Below are 18,745 nucleotides of genomic sequence, written 5' to 3'. Positions count from 1 at the left end.
TTCTCCCGCAAGGGGAGAAGGAAGACTAAGCCGAACGACGACGCAGGCCCATCTCGTCGAAGGCGGCGGTCTCGCGCTTGCCGGCGGCGATGAGGGCGTTGAGGCGGGTCATCTCGGCGACGTGTTCGAACTTCTTCAGCTCGGAATAGGCGTCGGTCAGGGCGTCGCGGGCGCCTTCTTCCTCGGCGTCGAGGGTGACCAGATCGGTTTCAGCGGCGCCCTTGCGGGCCTTCCAGCCGGCCATATAGGCCTGAAGCAAAAGACCGGCCTCGGCGTCGGCGCGGGCGCGTTCGCGTTCCACCTCGACCTCGGCGTCAAGCACGGCCAGGCGCATCTCGGCAGAGACCTTGCGGCTCGAAATTTCGGCCAGGCGCTTCTGCAGCGTCTCGACCTCGTAGTTCGAGATCCGGATCAGCGAATGGGCCCAGGCGGTCATGCAAGCTTACTCCGTTGGGCGGCGGTCATTGCGCGACCATGCCCTGGTTCAGAATTGCCTCCAGGCGGGTAAAGGAATCGGAAAGACGCGTGGCGTCGTCCTTGTCCTGACCCAGGAAGGCCTCGAGTGCGGGGTTGAGGGCGATGGCCCTGTCCGTGATCGGGTCGGCGCCGGCGCGATAGGCGCCGATCTTGATCAGTTCCTCCATCGAGGCGTAGGCCGAGAGACACTGGCGGGCGCGTTTGTTCAGCTCGCGCTCCGGAGGCGTCTGGCAGGCGGGCATGGTGCGGCTGACGGACTTCAGCACATCGATGGCGGGGAAGCGGCCGCGCTCGGCGATCTTGCGGTCCATGACGATGTGGCCGTCCAGGATGCCTCGCACGGCGTCGGCGATGGGCTCGTCATGGTCGCCGCCGTCCACCAGCACGGTGAACAGGGCGGTGATCGGCCCGGCCGTGGTGCCGTCCGGGCGGACCGGGCCCGGACCAGCGCGCTCAAGAAGCTTGGGCAGTTCGGTGAAGACGGTGGGGGTGTAGCCCTTGGTGGTCGGCGGTTCGCCCGCGGCCAGCCCGATCTCGCGCTGGGCCATGGCGAAGCGGGTGACCGAGTCCATCAGGCAGAGGACCTCGAGATCCTGGTCGCGGAAATATTCGGCGATGGCCAGGGTCATATAGGCGGACTGGCGACGCTTGAGGGCCGGCTCGTCGGAGGTCGCGACGACGACGACGGCGCGGCGCAGGCCCTCCTCGCCCAACGTCTCCTCGATGAACTCGCGGACCTCCCGGCCCCGTTCGCCGATCAGGCCGACGACGACGACGTCGCAGGTCGCCTGTTTGGCCAGCATCGACAGCAGCACCGACTTGCCGACCCCGGATCCGGCGAAGATGCCCAGCCGCTGGCCTCGACAGGTGGTGGTGAAGATGTCCATGGAGCGGACGCCGAGGTCCAGTCGTTCGCCCACGCGGCCACGCGAGTGGGCGGGCGGGGGCGAAGCGCGCAGGGGATAGGGGGCCGGGCCCTGGGGGAGGGGGCCCTTGCCGTCGATGGGCTGGCCGAAGGCGTCAATAATCCGGCCCAGCCAGGCCTTGGTCGGATTGACCGCCGCCGCCTGGCCGATGATGTGAATGTCGGCGCCGGGGGCCACCCCCTCGACCGGGCCGAACGGCATCAGCAGGGCCTTGGAGTCGCGGAAGCCTACGACCTCGGCCGGCAGGGGAGAGGCGCCGCGCCGTCCGATCTCGGCCCGCGCTCCGACGGCCAGTCGCGACAGGCCGCCGCGCGCCTCGATCAGCAGGCCGCTGACGCCCGCCACCTTGCCGGTGACGACCAGCGGATCGATCGCTTCGACGGCGGCGACGAGGTTGCGCAACGTGGGGCCTGCGAGAGGAAACAGAGGCGTTAACCTCTGGTCCAACGTGGTTAACGCGGCGTGAAGCCGGGCCTTTCGGCTGTGGACGACGATCGATGATCGCCCGCCGGGCGCACCCGATCAGGGCGCTGCAAGGGTGCGCTGGAAGAAGGCGACGACCTCCGCATTGAAGGTCTCGTGGAAGGTTGCGCGGTCGAGGCCCGGCGTGACCTGGCAGATCACCGGGGCCGCCGCCTCAAGCTCGGGCGAGCAAGGCGGCAGGAAGTCGAAGTGATCAGCCGCCGGGACGACATGATACTCGGGCGGCGTCGGCAGGGCGTCGTGGATGGCTGGGCGGAGAGGGGGTGGGGCAGGACACGGTCGGTCTCCGCCCGCCAGAGCTGGACCGGCTGGGTCACGCCGGACAGGCCCTCGCGGGTGAAGGTGTAGCCGAGCGCCGGCGCGGCGGCGACGATGGCGCGGATGCGGCGGTCATGGGCCCAGGCCGCCGGGATCGCGTCCGCTGATGGCGGGTGTTGGCCGATCAGGCGGCAATCGTAGAACTGGGGGTGGGCACGGCAGTGTTCGATGACCCGGGTCAGGTCCGGCTCGCCTCCCGCAGCCGCCAGCACGGTGAACCCGCCCGACGAGAAGCCGAACGCGCCGACCCTCCCTGCATCGATCGCGCCGTAGCCCGCCTTGGCGTTGACCATATAGTCGATCAGCACATGCAACTGGCGGGGCCGTTCGGCGACGTCGGCAGCGCGGCTCATGTCACGGTAGTTGTCGCCGGTATGGGTCAGTGCGGCGGCCACGAAGCCGGCGCGAGCCAGGGCCTGGGCCGTGTCGGCATTGCCGGAATAGCTGCCGCCATTGCCGTGCGACATGACGATCAAGGGGAGAGCTGCGTTGGAGGCCGTGTCTTTCGGATACCAGACGCCGACCTCAATCGGCGCGCCGGCCCCATCAGGGATGCTCAGCTTTTCAAACCCCACCTCCGACTGGGCGCGGGCGGGCGTTATGAACAGGGTTGTGGCGATGAGGGCCAGGACGAACAGTCGAAACATAGGGGGCGGTGCTCCTTGAAGTTGGAGCATCCACTGACGGTCGATCTCGCGGCGAACCAGCGTCCTTTCGCGAACGTACGCGCGAACGCGCGAACGCACGCGTCCGACGGTCTCTCCGTTTCCGGCGAGGAAGACAGGCGACGGGCCGACGATGGAAACGACCCCCGTTGAAGGTGGGCAAGCCGCAGCCAATCGTCCCTGGCGCGGTCAGGCTTGAAGGGGGCACGCCCGGACGCTTGTTCCCATCGACTGTGGCCCTATGTCCATGGATGGTCGATAAAGGGCGCCCGCCTTTCCCGACTCTACCGACGCCATTTTCCACGCGATCAGCCGGAGCTCTCCATGTCCGACACCGCCCCCAATGCCCGCACCACCCAAGGCCGTGGCAAGGTCTATGACTCGATCATCGACACCATTGGCGATACGCCGCTGGTCGGTCTGCCGCGCCTGTCGGCGGAATACTCCCCAAAGGGCCGGGTGCTGGCCAAGCTGGAGTTCTTCAATCCCATTTCGTCGGTCAAGGACCGGATCGGGGTGGCGATGATCGAGGCGCTGGAGGCGGCGGGTCGGATATCGGCCGGCAGCGTGCTCATCGAGCCGACATCCGGCAATACCGGCATCGCCCTGGCCTTCGTGGCCGCGGCCAAGGGGTACCGACTGATCCTGGTCATGCCGGAATCCATGTCTATAGAGCGTCGGAAGATGCTGGCCCTGCTGGGCGCCGAACTGGTGCTGACTCCGGCCGAGAAGGGGATGAAGGGCGCGATCGCGATGGCGACCGAACTGCTTGAACGCACCCCCGGAGCCGTCAGCCCTTCGCAGTTCGAGAACCCCGCCAACCCGGCGATCCACAGGTCCACGACGGCCGAAGAGATCTGGAACGACACGGCGGGCGCCGTCGATATCGTCGTCGCGGGTGTCGGCACGGGCGGCACCATCACCGGCGTCGGCCAGGCGCTGAAGGAGAAGAAGGCGTCGGTACGGATGATCGCGGTCGAGCCGACGGCCTCGCCCGTCCTGTCGGGGGGCGAACCCGGCCCGCACAAGATCCAGGGCATCGGCGCGGGATTTATCCCCGCCATCGTCGACCGCTCGGTCATCGACGGCGTCGAACAGGTCTCCAACGAGGACAGTTTCGAGATGGCGCGCAAGGTCGCCCGGGTTGAGGGCATCCCCGTCGGCATCTCGTCTGGCGCCGCCCTGACCGCCGCGTTCCGCCTTGCAGCGCTGGATGAAAACGCCGGCAAGACGATCGTCGTCATCATCCCCAGCTTCGCGGAACGCTATCTGTCGACGGCGCTGTTCGAGGGGCTGTAGGCAACACCGCCGGTTAACCCGTCCACGGTTACGCTGGCGACCTCATGTCCGATCCGGCGCCCGTTCCAGTCCAAGAGGCCCCGCAACCCGCCTTCCGGGCGCGGCATGCGCTGCTGAAGCGACTGGCCGACGTCGTGTCTCTGCCCGGCAGTCGGGTCAACGCCTTCGAGCGCGCGGTCACCGGAGACCTGCTGGTCGAGATGTTGCGTCTGGCGGCCCCGCGCGAGCGTCAGCGGGTGGCTCAGCGGCTGGCGCCGCTGGCCGAACTGCCGAACAGCCTCGCGCGGATGCTGCTGAGGGACGATCCGGCCATAGCGGGCTTGCTGCTGGAGCAGTGCGCCTCCCTGACCGACGCGGATCTGGTCGCCTGCGCCCGCGACACGGGACCGGAACATCGCTTCCTGATGGCCGGCCGTCGTGGTCTCGCCGAGGTGGTGACCGAGACCCTGATCGGCTTCGGCGAGCAGGGTGTCCTCGAATGCCTGTTGCGCAATACCACGGCCCGCCTGTCCCAGAGCGGGGTGGAGGCGATCGTGGGTCTGAGCCGCCAGATGCCGATTCTGTGCGGCCATATGTTGCGGCGGCCCGAGCTTCGCCCATCGGGCGCCTATGTCATGTTCTGGTGGGCTCCGGCCGAGGATCGCAGGACCATCCTCCAGCGCTTCGCCGTCAGTCGCGAGGTCATGCAGGAGGTCGTCGAGGACGTCTTCGCCATGGCCGCCGAGGAGGGCTGGCAGGATCCGGTGTCCAGAAAGGCGCTGCAGTTCATCGAGCGTCGCCAGAGGAACCGGGCGGCCATCGACAAGAGCCCCTACAACAGCCTGGAACACGCCGTCACCGTCGCGGCCCGCGACGGACTGAACCGCGAGGTCGCGGCCGAGATCGCGTATCTCGCCGGGATCAAGCCGCTGACCGGCGCCAAGATCATGGGCGATGTCGGCGGCGAGCCCCTGGCCATCCTGTGCAAGGCGACCGGCATGTCTCGCGTCGATCTGCAGAACCTGTGGCGGTCAGTCCGTCGACCGGAGACTTTGCCGGATGGCCGCGTGCATCCCGACTGGGACCGGGTTCAGGTGACCTATGAGATGTTGGCGGTCGATCGGGCCCAGACGGTGCTGCGTTACTGGAACTGGTCTCTGTCATCGGCCCTGTCGCCCGACCTGCTGAGGGCCATTCGCGATGGTGACGACCAGGCCCTTGATGAATATTCGACGCCCGAACGCGCTGCGATGATGGCCCTGGCGGAAAACTTCGGCCGCTGAACCCTCAGGCATGCAGACTGAATACAGTCCTGCAGGGTTGCTCGACGAGTTTCTGATGCATTGAGTTCGGACGCGCATTGCTTTCGGCGCCAAACATCCGTATTTCCCAAAACCACAATCGCCACTGCCCGGCAAGATTAGGCAAGGAAACGCTCGTGGACGCTGCAAGACTGGACGAACGGTCCGAACTTCTGGAAATGACGGCGGACATCGTGTCGGCCTATGTCGGCAACAACAGCGTGTCGGCGAACGACCTGCCGTCGCTGATCTCCAATATCCATGCCGCCCTGTCCCAGGTTTCGACCGGCGTCGTCGAGGTCGAGCCCGAGATCAAGGAACCGGCCGTGCCGATCCGCAAGTCGATCAGCCCCGATTTCCTGATCTGCCTGGAAGACGGTCGCAAGTTCAAGTCGCTGAAGCGCCACCTGCGCACCAAGTACGATATGAGCCCCGAAGAATACCGCGCCAAATGGGGCCTGGCCAAGGACTACCCGATGGTCGCCCCGAACTACGCCAAGGCCCGTTCGGACCTGGCCAAGCAGATGGGTCTGGGCCAGGGCGGCCGCAAACCCGCCCGCGCTCCCCGCGCCAAGAAGTAGTTTTCGGACCTGACGAAGTTCAGACGCCCGCTTCCGCAAGGAGGCGGGCGTTTCTGTTTCAGGCGGCGGTCGCCGTGCCTCGGCGCATGCGCCAGAAACGCAGGGTGCGCAGGGCCGCGTCGCGCTGAAGCTCGGCATAGAGCTTGGCGTAGCTGTGGGCCTTGCCCATGGCATTGTCCTCGCCGCCGATGATGACCACGGCGAAGGTCAGGAACAGGGAGCGGTCGAGATCGGCGGCCTTGCAGATGACGGCGAGGGCGTCGAGTTCCTTCTTCTCCACGATCTGGCTGGCAGTGTGGAAGTCCACGTCGGCCAGCTGGGCCAGGGCGATCAGGAATGAGGTCCGGCTGCCGGACCGAAGGAAGCGGGCCAGCATGGTCGGGCTGAGCTGGTTGGCCGCCTTGAGTTCCTCCACATAGGCCAGGCATTCGGAATAGTCGGAGGGCAGGGCCCCGTCCTCGGTCGCCACACGGGCGCGGCCGGCGGCGAGAGCGCTTTCCAGCAGGGCCGGGTCCATGGCGGCGTTCTGTTCGAGAATCTGCTGTCTCAGACGGGCCTCGACGACGAAATACATGTCGTTCAGCAGGTCGGCGGGGAGGCCCTTGCGCTGGACCGTCGCCTCATGGAGCGCCGGATTGACCTTGGCGCGTTCGACGGCTGTCTCGGTCGCGGCGCGGGACAGGCGGGCGCCGTCGTTGCGGAGCAGCGTCCCGAGGGTTTCGTCGTCGCCGCGTTCGACGATGACGTCGGAGACGGCTTCGGACACGCTCGCGCGTTCGGACACGGCGCGCAGATGGCCCTGGCCCTTGGAACGGACGACACCCAGCAGGTCTTCGTCGGTCAGCACAGTGGAAGCGCGCAGAACAGCGTCGGCGACCGCGACCTCGTCATTGGCCAGGCGACGGATGAGGCCACGTGGGGCGTCCGGGGACAGGGCGAACCGGGCCGAGAGCTCGGCGCGGACGGCGGTCTCCATCTCGGCAGTCAGGTCGCTGAGGACGGAATCGTAGAGGACGTCCTCGGCCGCGCTGCGCTGGCCGGCGCCGAAGAAATGCTCGGTCAACTCACGGAGCAGGGCGCGGCGTTTCTCGCTGGAGGTTTCCTGGGCCAGGACGATCAGATCAGGCAGGCGCGATCCGGTCTCGACCGGGGCGAAGGCGGGGTCGCTCATGGCAGGCTCGGATCAGCATTGGGGACCACGCGGCGGCGACCCTGGGCGTCGCGCGTCTGGGGCTCGTTCTCCGGCGGTTCGGCGAGGTCCAGCGTGACGCTGTCGAAGTAGACGGGTTCGGGCAGCGCCGTGGGGTCCGGGCGGTGGCCGGCGTCGCGGTGCACCGAATAGTAGCGGGCGCCGGATTGACCCGCCTGCACCGAGGCCTCGCTGGACGGCGCTTGCTGGGTCGGTGCGGGGAGGGCGGCCTGTTCCTGACCTTCGGTCGGCCCCTGCTGCATCTGGAAGATGCGGGCGTCGCGGCGCGGAGCCATCGGGTCGTTGGGGTCGGTGACGGGTTGGGCAGCCTGCTGCGGAGCAGGGGCCTGAGCCGTCGGCGCGGCGGCCTGGCGTTGCATGTTGAAGACCGGGGCATCGCGGCGAGGGGCCATCGGATCGACGGCGGCGCGCTCGACGGGCGGGGGCGGAGGCGAATAGACCGGCGGGGCAGGCGCGGGCGGCTCGGGTGTGGCGTAGGCCATTGGGTCGGGCGAGCCCGGCGCATAGGCGGGGACGACGCGCGGGCCAAGCCAGGCGCTGGCGGGGGTCAGGCCGCGTGAGGCCGGAAGTGGCGTCGAGGTCGGCTGCATCATGGGGCGATAGGGCGCCTGGGACGGCGCGACCCGGCGCGGGATCATGGCCGTGCGGGCACGGGCCTGTACGGCCGCCACATCGGCGGGGGTCGTGCCAGCCGGGCGATTGGCCCAGGTGAGATAGCGCCCTGCGGCGGGGGCGGACTGGGATTGGGCCTGGACGCCAGAGGCCGCGAGGCAGGCACCGGCCGTCGCGAGAAGCAGGGTCAGGACGCGGGGGGCGCGGTGCAGCAAGGGCGAGGCTCCCGTTCGAGACGAACGTATCGGGAAGCCTAGGCGGCCTCGGCTTAACCCCGCGCTAACAGGCGTAAAGACTTCAGGCCCGATTGCGCAGCAGGCGGCGCTCGATCAGCCGTGTCGCGCCGTTGAGCAACAGGCCGAGAATGGCGAGACAGACGAGGGCGGCCAGAAGCTCGGCCGTGCGCAGACGATTTCCCGCCTCAAGAAGACGCCAGGCGAGGCCCTGTGCGGCGCCTGAGCCGGAAACGAACTCGGCCACCACGGCGCCGACCACAGCCTGACCCGCCGCAACGCGGAGGCCCTCCAGGGCAAAGGGCAGGGCTGAGGGCAGGCGGAGGCGCCAGAGGCGCTGGAGCGGCGAGGCCGCGTGCAGGTCGAACAGCCGCTCCAGATCCGGGTCGGCGGACTTCAGCCCGGTCAGAACGCCGGAGAAGATGGGGAAAAAGGCGATGGCGGCGGCGAGCGCCGTGACGGCCCGATCAGCATGGTCGAGGCCGAACCAGATCAGCACCAGGGGCGCGATGGCGACGACGGGGGTGACCTGAAGCGTCACCGCCAGCGGGGCCACAGCACGTTCGGCCGGGCGGCTGAGCGAGACGCTGATAGCCAGACCGCCACCGATCAGGGCCGCCACGATCAGGGCCTTCAGCGCCATCCAGAAGGTCTGGAGCGCCGAGCCGGCGAGCACCTGGCCGTTGTCGATCAGGGCGCGCGCGACGTCGCTGGGCGGGGGCAGGAAATAGACCGGCACGTCGAGCAGGCGGCAGGCAGCCTCCCAGATCGCCAGCAGGACGGCGATCAGGAGGAGTGCTGGCAGGGCGTCGAGAAGGCGTCTCATGACGCCCGCTCCATCGAGCGCGCGAGGGCATCGGCGACCGTCTCGACGGCCTCGCGATAGGCGGGCTCGCGGCGCCAGTCGTCGGGGCGGGGCAGGGGGCCGGGCATGGGGATATCGGACACCGCCCGGCCGTCGGCGCCGGACAGGACGACGACCCGGCCAGCGAGATAGGCGGCTTCCTCCACGTCGTGGGTGACGAAGACCATGGCCACGGATCGGGCGGCCCAGAGACGGTGCAGGTCCTCGATCAGGCCGCGCCGTGTGATGGAGTCGAGGGCGGCGAAAGGTTCGTCGAGCAGCAGAAGATCGGGTTCCAATGACAGGGCGCGGGCTAGGGAGACTCGCATGGCCATGCCGCCGGACAGCTGGCGCGGGCGGGCGGTGGTGCGGTCGGCGAGGCCCACGGCCGCGAGGCTGTCTTCAGCGCGGCGGCGGGCTTCGGCGGCGGAGACGCCGGACAGCTCCAGCGGCAGGGCGACATTGGTGCGGGCGTCGGCCCAGGGCATCAGGGTCGGGTTCTGGAAGACGAACCCGGTGCGGCCGGGTTCGTCCGGGCGGACCACCGCGCCGGATGCGGGTTGTTCGAGGCCGGCCAGGAGGCGAAGCGCGGTTGATTTGCCTGCCCCGGAGGCCCCGACGAGGGCGACGATCTCGCGCGGACCGACGGTAAGGTCCAGCGGCCCCAACGAGGCGCGGCCGGGGTAGTCGATCCTGACGCTCGAAAGGCCGGCGACCGCCGCCCTGCCTTCGTCAGCCACGGCCGGGCAGGAAGTCGTCGGTGAAGGCGGTGCGCCAGCGCAGATCGGCGGGATAGACGCCTGCCTGCGAGGTCACGTCGAAGAAGGCCTGCCACCGCTCGGCGGTCATGGCTCCGAGGCCGTAAAGGGCGGCGTCGCCTGAATCGACGATGCCGTTCTCGCTGAGCTTGGTCCGGGCCTGATCCAGGATGTCCTGGGTCATCTCCGGATTGGCCTGTTTGATCAGGGCGTTTGCGGCCGCCGGGTCGCCCCGGATGTAGTCGCGCCACCCCTCGGCCGAGGCGGCGATGAAGCTGCGGAGCGCCGCCGCATTGTCCCGAGCGAACCCGTCCGGCGACATCACCATGGTGGCGTAAGACGGGTAGCCCTCGTCGGCGAGGAGGAAGACGCGCGGTTCGAAGCCCGCCTCCTTCTCGATCGTATAGGGCTCGGAGGTCAGGTAGCCCTGCTGTACGGCGCGTTCGTCCGCCAGGAAGGGGGCCGGATTGAAGTTGTACTTGCGGACCTGATCGTCGGTGAAACCGTATTTGGCCTTCAGCCAGACCCAGAAGGCGGTGATCGAAGCGTCGGCCAGCAGGAACGGGCGATCCGCCAGGTCAGCGATCCCGGTCAGTTCCGGATCGGGGTGAGCGATCAGAACCTGGGGGTCCTTCTGGAAGAAGGCGGCGACCGCCTTCACGGGAGCGCCCTCGGCGACAAGGTTGAGAGGGATGAAGCTGTTGGAGCCCATCCCGAGTTCCACCGCGCCGGAGGCCAGAAGCTGGGGCACGTTCACGCCGGGGCCGCCCTGGATGATCTGGACGTTGAGGCCGCGACGTTCGTAGGCCCCCGAGGCGAGGGCCTGGTAGAAGCCGCCGTGTTCGGCCTGGGCGCGCCAGTCGGTGGCGAAACGGATGCGCACGCGGCCCTGGTCGTCCACCGGCGCTTCCGAACTGCCGCAGGATGCCAGACCCATTGCCGTGACGGCGACGCCGCCGGCGAGAACGAGGCGGCGGCTGACGACGGAATGAGTCGTGCGAGGCTTCATGCGCGGCAAACTAGGGCCGGAGGGTGTGCAAGGGAAGGGAAGCGACGCCGCAGAACCTTGCGCCAGAATTGAGCGAGGGGACGTGAACCCGGTCGAACCGGTATTCACGTCCCCCCACCAAGTCCGGGTTGGGACTTGGCCATTGAGGTTCTGGACCCTGGCGTCAGCGCCGGCGGGCGAACCCGGCGACGGTCGGCTGTATCCTTGCGACTCCTGTCCGGTGGCGTTCCGTCCGGGCTTTTGACCCTCGCGTCGTCCCTCGATCCCGGTCTGGTTCTCCGTGACCCTTCCCGCCGAAGCGTTCCGTGTCGGGAGCCTGGACCCTGCCCGGTCTTTCCGTCGTCGCCCGAAAGCGCCTTTGGAACCCTTGGTCAGAGAGCCGGACCGACCCGCTTGAAACCCCGGTCTCCCCGGATTTCCGCGCCGCCGTGTCCCTCGGCCTGATCAAGCTCGCTCCAAATCCGGTTGTCGGCAAGCGTCTGATTCGCAGTCATTGTGCACCATGACCCGGGGTCCGGTGGACAAGGGTGTTAACCTCTGTGGACGGATAGAATTTTCACTGGAAGATCAGTGTTATGAATTTTCCACAGAAAGCAGGCGTCGACTTGCGTCAGAGCTCCGGGACCGGGATTCAGAGCGTCTAGCCGGCCAACGCTTCGCGTTTTGCTTCCAGCTCCAGCCATTCCTCCTCGGCCGAGTTCAACTTCTCCTGCGCAGCTTCGAGGGCCTTCATGGTGGAGGCGAAGCCGGACGGGTCGCGGGAGTAGAAGTTGACGTCGTCGAGCCGCTTCTGGTGGGCGGCGATGTCGGCGGGGAGGGTGTGGATCAGGGCATCCAGTTCCTTGAGCCGGTGCTGATCCTTGAAGGACAGCTTGCCCTTCGCGGCCGGCGCAGGCGGTGGCGGCGCGACGACGGGCACGGGCTTGGCGGCGGCCTGTGTGGCGGTCTGGGGCTTCAGGAAGCCCGGGTTCTGGCGGATGAAGTCGGTCCAGCCGCCGGGGGTTTCGACGATGTCGCCCCGGCCGTTCATGCCGATGGTGGAGGTCGCCAGACGGTCGACGAAGTCGCGGTCGTGGCTGACCAGGATCAGGGTGCCGTCGTACTGCTCGAGCAGCTCCTCGAGCTTGTCGAGCGTGTCCATGTCGAGGTCGTTGGTCGGTTCGTCGAGGACCAGCATATTGGCGGGCTTGGCCAGGGCGATGGCCAGGAGCAGGCGGTTGCGCTCGCCGCCCGACAGGGTCGAGATCGGCTGGCGCAGCTGGGCCTCGGTGAAAAGGAAGTCCTTGGCGTAGGCGGCGACGTGTTTGGAGAAGCCGCGAACGATGATCGAGTCGCCGCCGCCGGGCGTCAGGGCGTCCCACAGGGTCATCTCGGACTTCAGGCCGTCGCGGGACTGGTCGAGGTAGACGGTCTCCAGGCTGGCGCCGAGTTTGACCGTGCCCTCCGTGGGCTCCAGCTCTCCGAGCATGATCTTGACCAGGGTGGTCTTGCCGGCGCCGTTTGGGCCGACAATGGCCAGCCGGTCCCCGCGGAGGATGCGGCTGGTGAAGGGTTTGATGACGACCCGGTCGCCGAAGGATTGGGTGACGCCCTTGAGGTCGGCGACCAGCTTGCCGGAGGTGCCGCCGGAATCGACACCCAGCAACATCTCGCGCGGTCGGTCCTTCGCCTGCTCGGCGCGTTCGGCGCGCAGCGCGTCAAGTGAGCGGGCGCGGCCCTCGTTGCGGCTGCGACGGGCGGTTATGGAACTGTAGAAGGTCGCGGTTTCGCGCTCGATGGTCTTGGTCAGCTTCTGGAAGGCGATGGCCTCTTCTTCCATCGTCTTGGCGGCCCATTCGTCGAAGGCGTCGAAGCCCTTGTTGAGGGTGCGGACCTTGCGGCCTTCCAGCCAGTGGCAGGACTGGGTGACGCGGTTCAGGAAGGCGCGATCGTGGGATACGATCAGGGCGGCGCATTTGGCGTTGGTGATCTCCGTCTCGAGGAGCTCGATCGCCATGATGTCCATGTGGTTGGTCGGCTCGTCCAGCAGCAGCAGGTCGGGCTCTTCGGCGAAGGCCTTGGCCAGGGCTGCGCGGCGGATTTCGCCACCCGACAGGCCCTTGGTGGACTTGTTCGGGTCCATGCCGAAGGTCTCGAGCCAGGCCTCGGCCGTCCAGTGTTCGGCGCCGTTCGAGGTGGCGTAGTCCAGAAGGGTGTCGCCGGCGATCAGCGGCTCCTGCGGCACATAGGCGAACTTGACCGAGCCCTGAATCGAGCGGGTTCCGCTGTCGGGCTCGATCAGGCCCATGACGACCTTCATCAGGGTCGATTTGCCGGCGCCGTTGCGGCCGACGAGGCAGGAGCGGGTGCGCGGCTCAATGGCCAGGTCGACGCCATCGAACAGGGGGCGCGGGCCATCCTGAAGACGGACGTCTTTCAGGGCGACGAGAGGGGGTCTCGGAGAAGAGCGGGGAGCCATGGATGCTTTCGGGAGCCGGGGAGGCTAAAGGGACGCGTGGATGTAGAGCCTGTGACCCCCGAACCCAAGCCCTTCTGGCAGACGAAGCGGCTGGACCAGATGACCCGCGAGGAGTGGGAGAGCCTGTGCGACGGGTGTGGGCTGTGCTGCCTGATCCGGTTCGAGGACGAGGATACCGGCGAGGTGTTCCCTACGCGGGTCCACTGCAAGCTGTTCGACAGCCAGCTGTGCAGTTGCACCAACTATGCGAACCGCAAGGAACATGTGCCGGACTGCATCAAGCTGACGCCGTGGAATATCCAGGCGCTGGCGTGGATGCCGAAGTCCTGCGGATACCGGCGGATCCATGAGGGGCGAGGGCTGGCGGAGTGGCATCCCCTCGTGTCTGGCGATCCCGAGACCGTGCATACGGCCGGTGTGTCGATCCGGGGGCAGACGATCTCGGAGGAAGAGCTGGCCGAGCCGGAGGACGCGATCGACCATGACGCGTCGGACTGGATCGAGGAGCGGGGCTCATAACCGCGTTAACCTAACTTTGGAACCTTCCACAGCAGGGTCGGGCCAGTCGTTCGGCCGGAGATTTCATGAGCAGCGTCCCCCAGGGATCGGAGACCCTCCCGACGCCGTTTGATCGGGTGACGGCGCTAGCCTGCGCGGCGCTGAACCTTCCGTTCGGCCTGGTGTCGGTGCTCGAGGACGATCAGGCCGTGTTTCGATCCGAAATCGGTACAGGCCAGAGGGCCCTGCCGCGCGAGATCAGCGTGAGCGCGCGGCTTGCGGCGATGGGGCCGGACGCGACCCTGGTGGTCACCGACGCACTGGAAGACCCCGAGCTTTGCCGGCATCCCTGGGTGACCGGACCGCCCCGAATCCGGTCTTTTGTCGGCGCGACGATCTGCGATGCCGCCGGCACCCCGGTCGGCGCCATCGCGGCCATGGACACTGTGCCCCGCGACCCGCCGACACCGTCTCAGATGACCATGTTGCGGCATGTCGCGGGTTTGGCCGGCGACCTCTACGATCAGGTACAGGTCCAGCGGAAGCAATTCGAGCAGATGACGCTGCTGAGGCTGGCCGAGGAGATGGCGGGTCTGGGCCGCTGGCGTTTCGACCTGGTGACCCGCAAGGTCGACTGGTCCGATGCGGTCTATCGCATTCACGGCCGTGACCGGGAGACCTTCGATCCCAGCTATGCGGACGTCCTGTCGGACTATCATCCGGCGGACCGCGAGATTCTGGCGGCCCATGTGGAACGGGCGATCACCACGGGCGAGGGCTATGACCTCGAACTGCGGCTGGTCAGCGCCACCCGGGGGGAACGGCGGGTCATCACCCGCGCGGGCACCGAACTCGGCGAGGACGGCCAGCCTATCGCCTTGTTCGGTGTATTCCAGGACGTCACCGACCGGGTGCGCAGCCATCAGCGCATCGAGGCCAGTGAGGCGCGCTATCGCCTGCTGGCGGACCAGGCCAGCGACATCATCGTGACCTATGGGGTCGATGGGATCGTCACCTATGTCTCGCCATCCGTGGAGATCTCCAGCGGAAAGACGCCGGTTGAACTGATCGGGCGTCCGGTCACAGACATGATCTTGCCGGAGGATGTTCCCGCTCTTGCGGAGAGCTTCCGCGCCTTGGTGAAACTACCCTTGGGGCAGTCGTCACGCGGCGTGCGGTATCGTGGGGTGCACAGTAATGGGTCGGTGCGCTGGTTCGAGGCCCGAACCAGTGTGATCCGGGATGCCGACGGCCTGGCGACAGGCTTCCACGACGTCGTTCGGGATATCACCGAGACGAAGAGGCTTGAGGCGGAACTGATCGCGGCGCGCGACGTGGCCGAGGCGGCGGCGCGGGTGAAGTCCGAATTCCTGGCCAACATGTCCCATGAGCTGAGAACTCCGTTGACCAGCGTCATCGGCTTCTCAGGCCTGCTGCAGGACAGCCCGGACCTGCCTGAGACGGAGCGGCGCTATGCCGACCGGATCGCGACAGCAAGCGAGGCGCTGCTGAGCGTCATCAACGACATTCTGGACTACTCCAAGCTTGAGGCCGAGGCGGTCAGCCTGGATGCGGCGGCGTTCGACCCGGCAGCGACGGCGCGAGGCGCCGCGGCGATGGTGGAGACACAGTGTCAGGCCAAGAGCGTTAGCCTGGCGGTTGAGATCGACGACCTGCCGAGAGGGATCCTTGGGGACCAGGGCCGGTTCAGGCAGGTCATCCTGAACTTCCTGTCCAATGCCGTGAAGTTCACGGTCTCGGGCGAGATCCGCCTGGAGGTGCGCCGCCGAGACGGGCGGCTGAGGGTCGCGGTGACCGACAGCGGCATCGGCATCGCGCCGGAGAAGATCGACGCCCTGTTCGACCGCTTCACCCAGGCCGATGCGTCGACGACGCGCGTCTATGGCGGCACCGGACTGGGTCTGGCGATCTCGCGCCGGTTGATCGAACTGATGGGCGGAGAGATCGGGGCGGAGAGCCGGCCGGGCGAGGGGTCGACCTTCTGGTTCGAGATCCCGCTGGTCGCGGCCGAGGGCGATGCCGGAGCCGAGGCGGAAGACGCCGTCGTGCTGGCGCCCGGCACCCGGATCCTGCTGGCGGACGACGCGCCGGCGAACCGCGAACTGGTGCGGATTATCCTGTCGGGCTGGGGCGTCGAACTGGACACCGTGTGTGACGGGGCCGAGGCGGTCGAGGCTGCGTCCACGGGCGACTACGATCTGATCCTGATGGACGTGCATATGCCGGTGATGGACGGGATGGACGCGACGCGGGCCATCCGGGCTCTGGGCGGGACACGAGCCGCCGTGCCGATCCTGGCCCTGACGGCCAATGTGCAGCCCGACCAGATCGAGACCTGCGCCCAGGCCGGGATGGACGGGCATGTCGGCAAGCCGATCCAGATCGGCGAACTGATCGCGGCCATCGCCGGGGCCTTAAAGCCGGTGGTCAAGACGGACCGAGTTTCGGCGGAGATCTGACCAGAGTTCGGCGATACCCATCAACGGATCGTCAGAATCGGCCTTTGAAATCAAGGGCCGGCATTATTTAGAGCCTTTATCCGCGCGTAGTGACGCTGGTCCCTTATAGTTTGGGCATGACGGGAAATCGGGACGAGACAGGGAAGCGCCCCGTCGCCCGATGCTTGCGGTCCACCGCGGTCAACGAACTTTCAAAAGCTGCGACCGGTCGATCCGGTCAAGGAGAGACCATGCCCCTGTTTCCATGGCGGGCCGGCCAGGCCGCGCCCGAGGCGAAGCACAGCCGCGCGGGGCCGCTGATCGCCCTGACCGGCGCGGGCCGGCCGCGATGGACCCCTCGTGACTACGCCAGCCTGGCGCGCGAAGGATTCAACCGCAATCCTGTCGCCTATCGCTGTGTGCGGATGATTGCCGAGGCGGCGGCCTCGGCGCCGCTGATCGTCTTTTCCGGCGGAGTCAGAGACGACAACCATCCGGTGGCGCGGCTGCTGATCAAGCCCAATCCGGAGCAGTCCGGCGCCGAGTGGCTGGAGGGCGTCTATGGCGCGTTGCAGACGGCGGGGAACGCCTATGTCGAGGCGGTCGGAGATGATGCGCCGGGTGAGTTGTGGAGCCTGAGGCCGGATCGGGTTCAGGTCGCGCCGGGCCGTCAGGGCTGGCCCGAGGCCTATGAATACGCGGTCGGCGGACGCTCGATGCGGATCGTTCGCGAGCCGGACGGCTGGATGCCGGTGATGCACCTGAAGCTGTTTCACCCGACGGACGACCACTACGGCTTTTCACCGCTGGAAGCGGCCGCGTTCGCGATTGATGTGCACAACGCGTCGGGCGCCTGGAACAAGGCGCTGTTGGACAATGCGGCCCGCCCGTCGGGTGCGCTGGTGTTCTCGTCGAAAGACGGAGAACGGCTGACCGAGGCGCAGTTCACGGCGCTGAAGGCTGAACTGGGCGACGCTCATGCAGGGGCGGCGAATGCCGGCCGGCCGATGGTGCTGGAGGGCGGACTGGACTGGAAGCCGATGTCGATGAGCCCGGCGGATATGGACTTCATCGCCGGGAAGCATGCGGCGGCGCGCGAGATCGCCTTGGCGTTCGGGGTTCCGCCGCAACTGTTGGGGATCCCGGGAGACGCGACCTATGCGAACTATCGCGAGGCCAATGCGGCCTTCTGGAGAGGGACGGTGGTTCCCCTGGCCAGGAAGATGGCGGGGGCGCTGAGCGGGTGGCTGGGCGGACGGTTCGAGGACGTGCGGATCGAGCCGGATCTGGACGCCGTACCGGCGCTGCAGCCGGAACGAGACGCGCTGTGGGCGAGGCTGAACGCGGCGAGCTTCCTGACCGACGAGGAACGCCGGCGGATGGCGGGGGTCGGCGACTGATGGACGATCTCAAGAAAATGGCGACGGCGCTGGGCGTCGCGCTGGCGATCCAGACGATCGGCGGACTGGTTTGGGCCGGCGGGGCGGCGGCGCGGATCACGACACTGGAAGCCCGGGTCGGCGAGCAAAGGCTGGTGGCTGAGCGGCTGGCGCGGCTGGAGGAGCAGGGCGTTGCGACGCGGGCGGCTGTCGAGCGGATCGAGCGCAAGCTGGAGGGCGGCCGATGATGGTGGTGATCGAAGCCGGGCTGGTGATCCAGGGCTATGCCTCGCTCTGGGGCGTGGCGGATCTGAACGGGGACGTGGTGGCGAAGGGCGCCTTCGCCGACAGTTTGACGCGGACCGGGGCGAGCGGGGTGCGGATGCTGCATCAGCACGAGAGCCGAGCGGTGGTCGGGGTGTGGGACGAGATCGTCGAGGACGACCGCGGCCTGTTCGTCCGTGGACGGATCGCCGACTGGTCAGCTGAGGCGCGCTACGCCCGGGCGTTGAGCCGGGCGGGGGCGCTGGATGGGCTGTCGATCGGGTTTCGGACGGCGAAGGCGAGGCGAGACGGGCGATTGAGGGTGCTGTCGGGCGTCGAACTTTGGGAGGTGTCGCTGGTGACTTTTCCGATGCTGCCGGGCGCGCGGTTCCGCCCGGTCTAGCGGCGGCCCATACAGTCGATCCAGGCCAATGCGCGGGTGACACCGCCCAAGGCGAACCAGGCGGTCGTGGGGCCTGACTCCGTCTGGTAGGTCCATCGCATCGTGGCCGAGCGGCGGGCGCCGGAGACGATGGCATCGACAGTCGCCGTGTCGGTGATTTCGAACAGGTTCATGTTGTTGGTCTGGAGCGGGGCCTTGCCGGTCAGGTTGATCGGACGGCGACCGAAGGCCACGGACATCGGCTGACCGTCCCCCGCGTTCATTGGCGTCGCGGCGACCAGCTCGACCGCATAGGGCGCGCCGGGGGTGGGACGGGCGACGCGAAACTGTTGAGCGTACATCGCTTCGCCGGCCGGGGCGGGCAGGGCGAGGACGACCGAACAGTAGCCGTCGGGGCGACAGGCGCCGAGCGAGTTCTGGAAATAGGCGCGCGTCTCGCCGAACGTGGTGTGGGTCGTGGCGCCGCAGCGCTGGGCGGCGGAGGCCGCGCCGGCCGAGGCGACGAGCGCGGTCGCGAGGATCGCGGAACGGATCAGAGACATTGGGACGGCCCTTCCTGGAAGCTTTGCCTTTGGGCGAGCCGACCATG

Annotated in this window: 18 protein-coding genes; 8 read left to right on the top strand and 10 right to left on the bottom strand. The window is 67.8% G+C overall.

The genetic code is table 11. The features are described from left to right. Nucleotides 1–25: 25 nt before the first annotated feature. The 3 genes from ACW17Y_RS12505 to ACW17Y_RS12495 all read right to left on the bottom strand — a co-directional run bounded on the left by ACW17Y_RS12505 (nt 26) and on the right by ACW17Y_RS12495 (nt 2,851). Nucleotides 26–436 (bottom strand): flagellar export protein FliJ, encoded by a 411-nt coding sequence (locus ACW17Y_RS12505; RefSeq protein ID WP_492036018.1) that lies wholly within the window; start codon nt 434–436, stop codon nt 26–28. A 25-nt stretch (nt 437–461) separates the two neighbouring features. Continuing rightward, entirely contained in the window at nt 462–1,805 is a 1,344-nt protein-coding gene (gene fliI, locus ACW17Y_RS12500; protein WP_492036017.1) for a flagellar protein export ATPase FliI, read from the bottom strand. 218 nt (nt 1,806–2,023) lie between these two features. Continuing rightward, nucleotides 2,024–2,851 carry an alpha/beta hydrolase family protein gene (locus ACW17Y_RS12495; RefSeq protein WP_492036016.1) on the bottom strand — a complete coding sequence of 276 codons (828 nt, stop codon included), beginning with the start codon at nt 2,849–2,851 and terminating at the stop codon, nt 2,024–2,026. A gap of 342 nt (nt 2,852–3,193) precedes the next feature. On the opposite strand from ACW17Y_RS12495, the gene cysK reads away from it, so the two are divergent. The 3 genes from cysK to ACW17Y_RS12480 all read left to right on the top strand — a co-directional run bounded on the left by cysK (nt 3,194) and on the right by ACW17Y_RS12480 (nt 6,029). After that, nucleotides 3,194–4,168 carry a cysteine synthase A gene (gene cysK / locus ACW17Y_RS12490; RefSeq protein WP_492036015.1) on the top strand — a complete coding sequence of 325 codons (975 nt, stop codon included), beginning with the start codon at nt 3,194–3,196 and terminating at the stop codon, nt 4,166–4,168. Nucleotides 4,169–4,212: 44 nt separating this feature from the next. After that, entirely contained in the window at nt 4,213–5,430 is a 1,218-nt protein-coding gene (locus ACW17Y_RS12485; protein ID WP_492036014.1) for a DUF2336 domain-containing protein, read from the top strand. Nucleotides 5,431–5,627: 197 nt separating this feature from the next. Then, on the top strand, nt 5,628–6,029 hold the full coding sequence (locus ACW17Y_RS12480) for a Ros/MucR family transcriptional regulator (RefSeq protein WP_492038298.1): 402 nt from the start codon (nt 5,628–5,630) through the stop codon (nt 6,027–6,029). Between the two features lie 58 nt (nt 6,030–6,087). Here the strand turns inward: ACW17Y_RS12480 and ACW17Y_RS12475 are convergent, their stop codons facing one another. The 6 genes from ACW17Y_RS12475 to ACW17Y_RS12450 all read right to left on the bottom strand — a co-directional run bounded on the left by ACW17Y_RS12475 (nt 6,088) and on the right by ACW17Y_RS12450 (nt 13,153). Further along, complete coding sequence (locus ACW17Y_RS12475) at nt 6,088–7,200, bottom strand: DUF2336 domain-containing protein (protein ID WP_492036013.1); 1,113 nt, start codon at nt 7,198–7,200, stop codon at nt 6,088–6,090. Next, nucleotides 7,197–8,066, bottom strand: a complete 870-nt coding sequence (locus ACW17Y_RS12470; protein ID WP_492036012.1) for a hypothetical protein — start codon at nt 8,064–8,066, stop codon at nt 7,197–7,199. Before ACW17Y_RS12470 ends, ACW17Y_RS12475 begins: the two co-directional genes overlap by 4 nt. 82 nt (nt 8,067–8,148) lie before the next feature. Beyond that, nucleotides 8,149–8,910: an ABC transporter permease gene (locus ACW17Y_RS12465; RefSeq protein ID WP_492036011.1), complete on the bottom strand. Its 762-nt coding sequence runs from the start codon at nt 8,908–8,910 to the stop codon at nt 8,149–8,151. Then, on the bottom strand, nt 8,907–9,668 hold the full coding sequence (locus ACW17Y_RS12460; protein WP_492036010.1) for an ABC transporter ATP-binding protein: 762 nt from the start codon (nt 9,666–9,668) through the stop codon (nt 8,907–8,909). The genes ACW17Y_RS12465 and ACW17Y_RS12460 overlap by 4 nt, the downstream gene beginning before the upstream one ends. Continuing rightward, entirely contained in the window at nt 9,661–10,695 is a 1,035-nt protein-coding gene (locus ACW17Y_RS12455; protein ID WP_492036009.1) for an ABC transporter substrate-binding protein, read from the bottom strand. The genes ACW17Y_RS12460 and ACW17Y_RS12455 overlap by 8 nt, the downstream gene beginning before the upstream one ends. 640 nt (nt 10,696–11,335) lie before the next feature. Continuing rightward, nucleotides 11,336–13,153, bottom strand: coding sequence for an ABC-F family ATP-binding cassette domain-containing protein (locus ACW17Y_RS12450; protein ID WP_492036008.1), 1,818 nt, complete (start codon nt 13,151–13,153; stop codon nt 11,336–11,338). Nucleotides 13,154–13,252: 99 nt separating this feature from the next. Between ACW17Y_RS12450 and ACW17Y_RS12445 the strand changes: the two genes are divergently transcribed. The 5 genes from ACW17Y_RS12445 to ACW17Y_RS12425 all read left to right on the top strand — a co-directional run bounded on the left by ACW17Y_RS12445 (nt 13,253) and on the right by ACW17Y_RS12425 (nt 18,156). Further along, on the top strand, nt 13,253–13,672 hold the full coding sequence (locus ACW17Y_RS12445) for a YcgN family cysteine cluster protein (protein WP_492036007.1): 420 nt from the start codon (nt 13,253–13,255) through the stop codon (nt 13,670–13,672). 65 nt (nt 13,673–13,737) lie between these two features. After that, nucleotides 13,738–16,131, top strand: a complete 2,394-nt coding sequence (locus tag ACW17Y_RS12440) for an ATP-binding protein (RefSeq protein WP_492036006.1) — start codon at nt 13,738–13,740, stop codon at nt 16,129–16,131. A gap of 230 nt (nt 16,132–16,361) precedes the next feature. Beyond that, complete coding sequence (locus ACW17Y_RS12435; protein WP_492036005.1) at nt 16,362–17,510, top strand: phage portal protein; 1,149 nt, start codon at nt 16,362–16,364, stop codon at nt 17,508–17,510. Then, entirely contained in the window at nt 17,510–17,737 is a 228-nt protein-coding gene (locus tag ACW17Y_RS12430; RefSeq protein ID WP_492036004.1) for a hypothetical protein, read from the top strand. The genes ACW17Y_RS12435 and ACW17Y_RS12430 overlap by 1 nt, the downstream gene beginning before the upstream one ends. Continuing rightward, on the top strand, nt 17,734–18,156 hold the full coding sequence (locus ACW17Y_RS12425; RefSeq protein WP_492036003.1) for an HK97 family phage prohead protease: 423 nt from the start codon (nt 17,734–17,736) through the stop codon (nt 18,154–18,156). The genes ACW17Y_RS12430 and ACW17Y_RS12425 overlap by 4 nt, the downstream gene beginning before the upstream one ends. Here ACW17Y_RS12425 and ACW17Y_RS12420 read toward each other — a convergent pair. Next, nucleotides 18,153–18,698: a hypothetical protein gene (locus ACW17Y_RS12420; RefSeq protein WP_492036002.1), complete on the bottom strand. Its 546-nt coding sequence runs from the start codon at nt 18,696–18,698 to the stop codon at nt 18,153–18,155. The genes ACW17Y_RS12425 and ACW17Y_RS12420 overlap by 4 nt on opposite strands. Nucleotides 18,699–18,745 lie beyond the last annotated feature (47 nt).

The sequence above is a fragment of the Brevundimonas sp. AVps7 genome (assembly GCF_058681545.1).
The sequence above is the reverse complement of the archived record's forward strand: the minus strand, read 5'-3'. Positions and strand labels throughout refer to the sequence as shown.

What these genes read in the sequence shown, in the direction of transcription:
- ACW17Y_RS12495 (WP_492036016.1), bottom strand. Translation starts at nt 2,851, where the DNA reads ATGTTTCGACTGTTCGTCCTGGCCCTCATCGCCACAACCCTGTTCATA.
- ACW17Y_RS12485 (WP_492036014.1), top strand. Translation starts at nt 4,213, where the DNA reads ATGTCCGATCCGGCGCCCGTTCCAGTCCAAGAGGCCCCGCAACCCGCC.
- ACW17Y_RS12425 (WP_492036003.1), top strand. Translation starts at nt 17,734, where the DNA reads ATGATGGTGGTGATCGAAGCCGGGCTGGTGATCCAGGGCTATGCCTCG.
- ACW17Y_RS12445 (WP_492036007.1), top strand. Translation starts at nt 13,253, where the DNA reads ATGACCCGCGAGGAGTGGGAGAGCCTGTGCGACGGGTGTGGGCTGTGC.
- ACW17Y_RS12480 (WP_492038298.1), top strand. Translation starts at nt 5,628, where the DNA reads ATGACGGCGGACATCGTGTCGGCCTATGTCGGCAACAACAGCGTGTCG.
- ACW17Y_RS12420 (WP_492036002.1), bottom strand. Translation starts at nt 18,698, where the DNA reads ATGTCTCTGATCCGTTCCGCGATCCTCGCGACCGCGCTCGTCGCCTCG.
- ACW17Y_RS12465 (WP_492036011.1), bottom strand. Translation starts at nt 8,910, where the DNA reads ATGAGACGCCTTCTCGACGCCCTGCCAGCACTCCTCCTGATCGCCGTC.
- ACW17Y_RS12455 (WP_492036009.1), bottom strand. Translation starts at nt 10,695, where the DNA reads ATGAAGCCTCGCACGACTCATTCCGTCGTCAGCCGCCGCCTCGTTCTC.
- cysK (WP_492036015.1), top strand. Translation starts at nt 3,194, where the DNA reads ATGTCCGACACCGCCCCCAATGCCCGCACCACCCAAGGCCGTGGCAAG.
- ACW17Y_RS12505 (WP_492036018.1), bottom strand. Translation starts at nt 436, where the DNA reads ATGACCGCCTGGGCCCATTCGCTGATCCGGATCTCGAACTACGAGGTC.
- ACW17Y_RS12435 (WP_492036005.1), top strand. Translation starts at nt 16,362, where the DNA reads ATGCCCCTGTTTCCATGGCGGGCCGGCCAGGCCGCGCCCGAGGCGAAG.
- ACW17Y_RS12430 (WP_492036004.1), top strand. Translation starts at nt 17,510, where the DNA reads ATGGACGATCTCAAGAAAATGGCGACGGCGCTGGGCGTCGCGCTGGCG.
- ACW17Y_RS12475 (WP_492036013.1), bottom strand. Translation starts at nt 7,200, where the DNA reads ATGAGCGACCCCGCCTTCGCCCCGGTCGAGACCGGATCGCGCCTGCCT.
- ACW17Y_RS12450 (WP_492036008.1), bottom strand. Translation starts at nt 13,153, where the DNA reads ATGGCTCCCCGCTCTTCTCCGAGACCCCCTCTCGTCGCCCTGAAAGAC.
- ACW17Y_RS12440 (WP_492036006.1), top strand. Translation starts at nt 13,738, where the DNA reads ATGAGCAGCGTCCCCCAGGGATCGGAGACCCTCCCGACGCCGTTTGAT.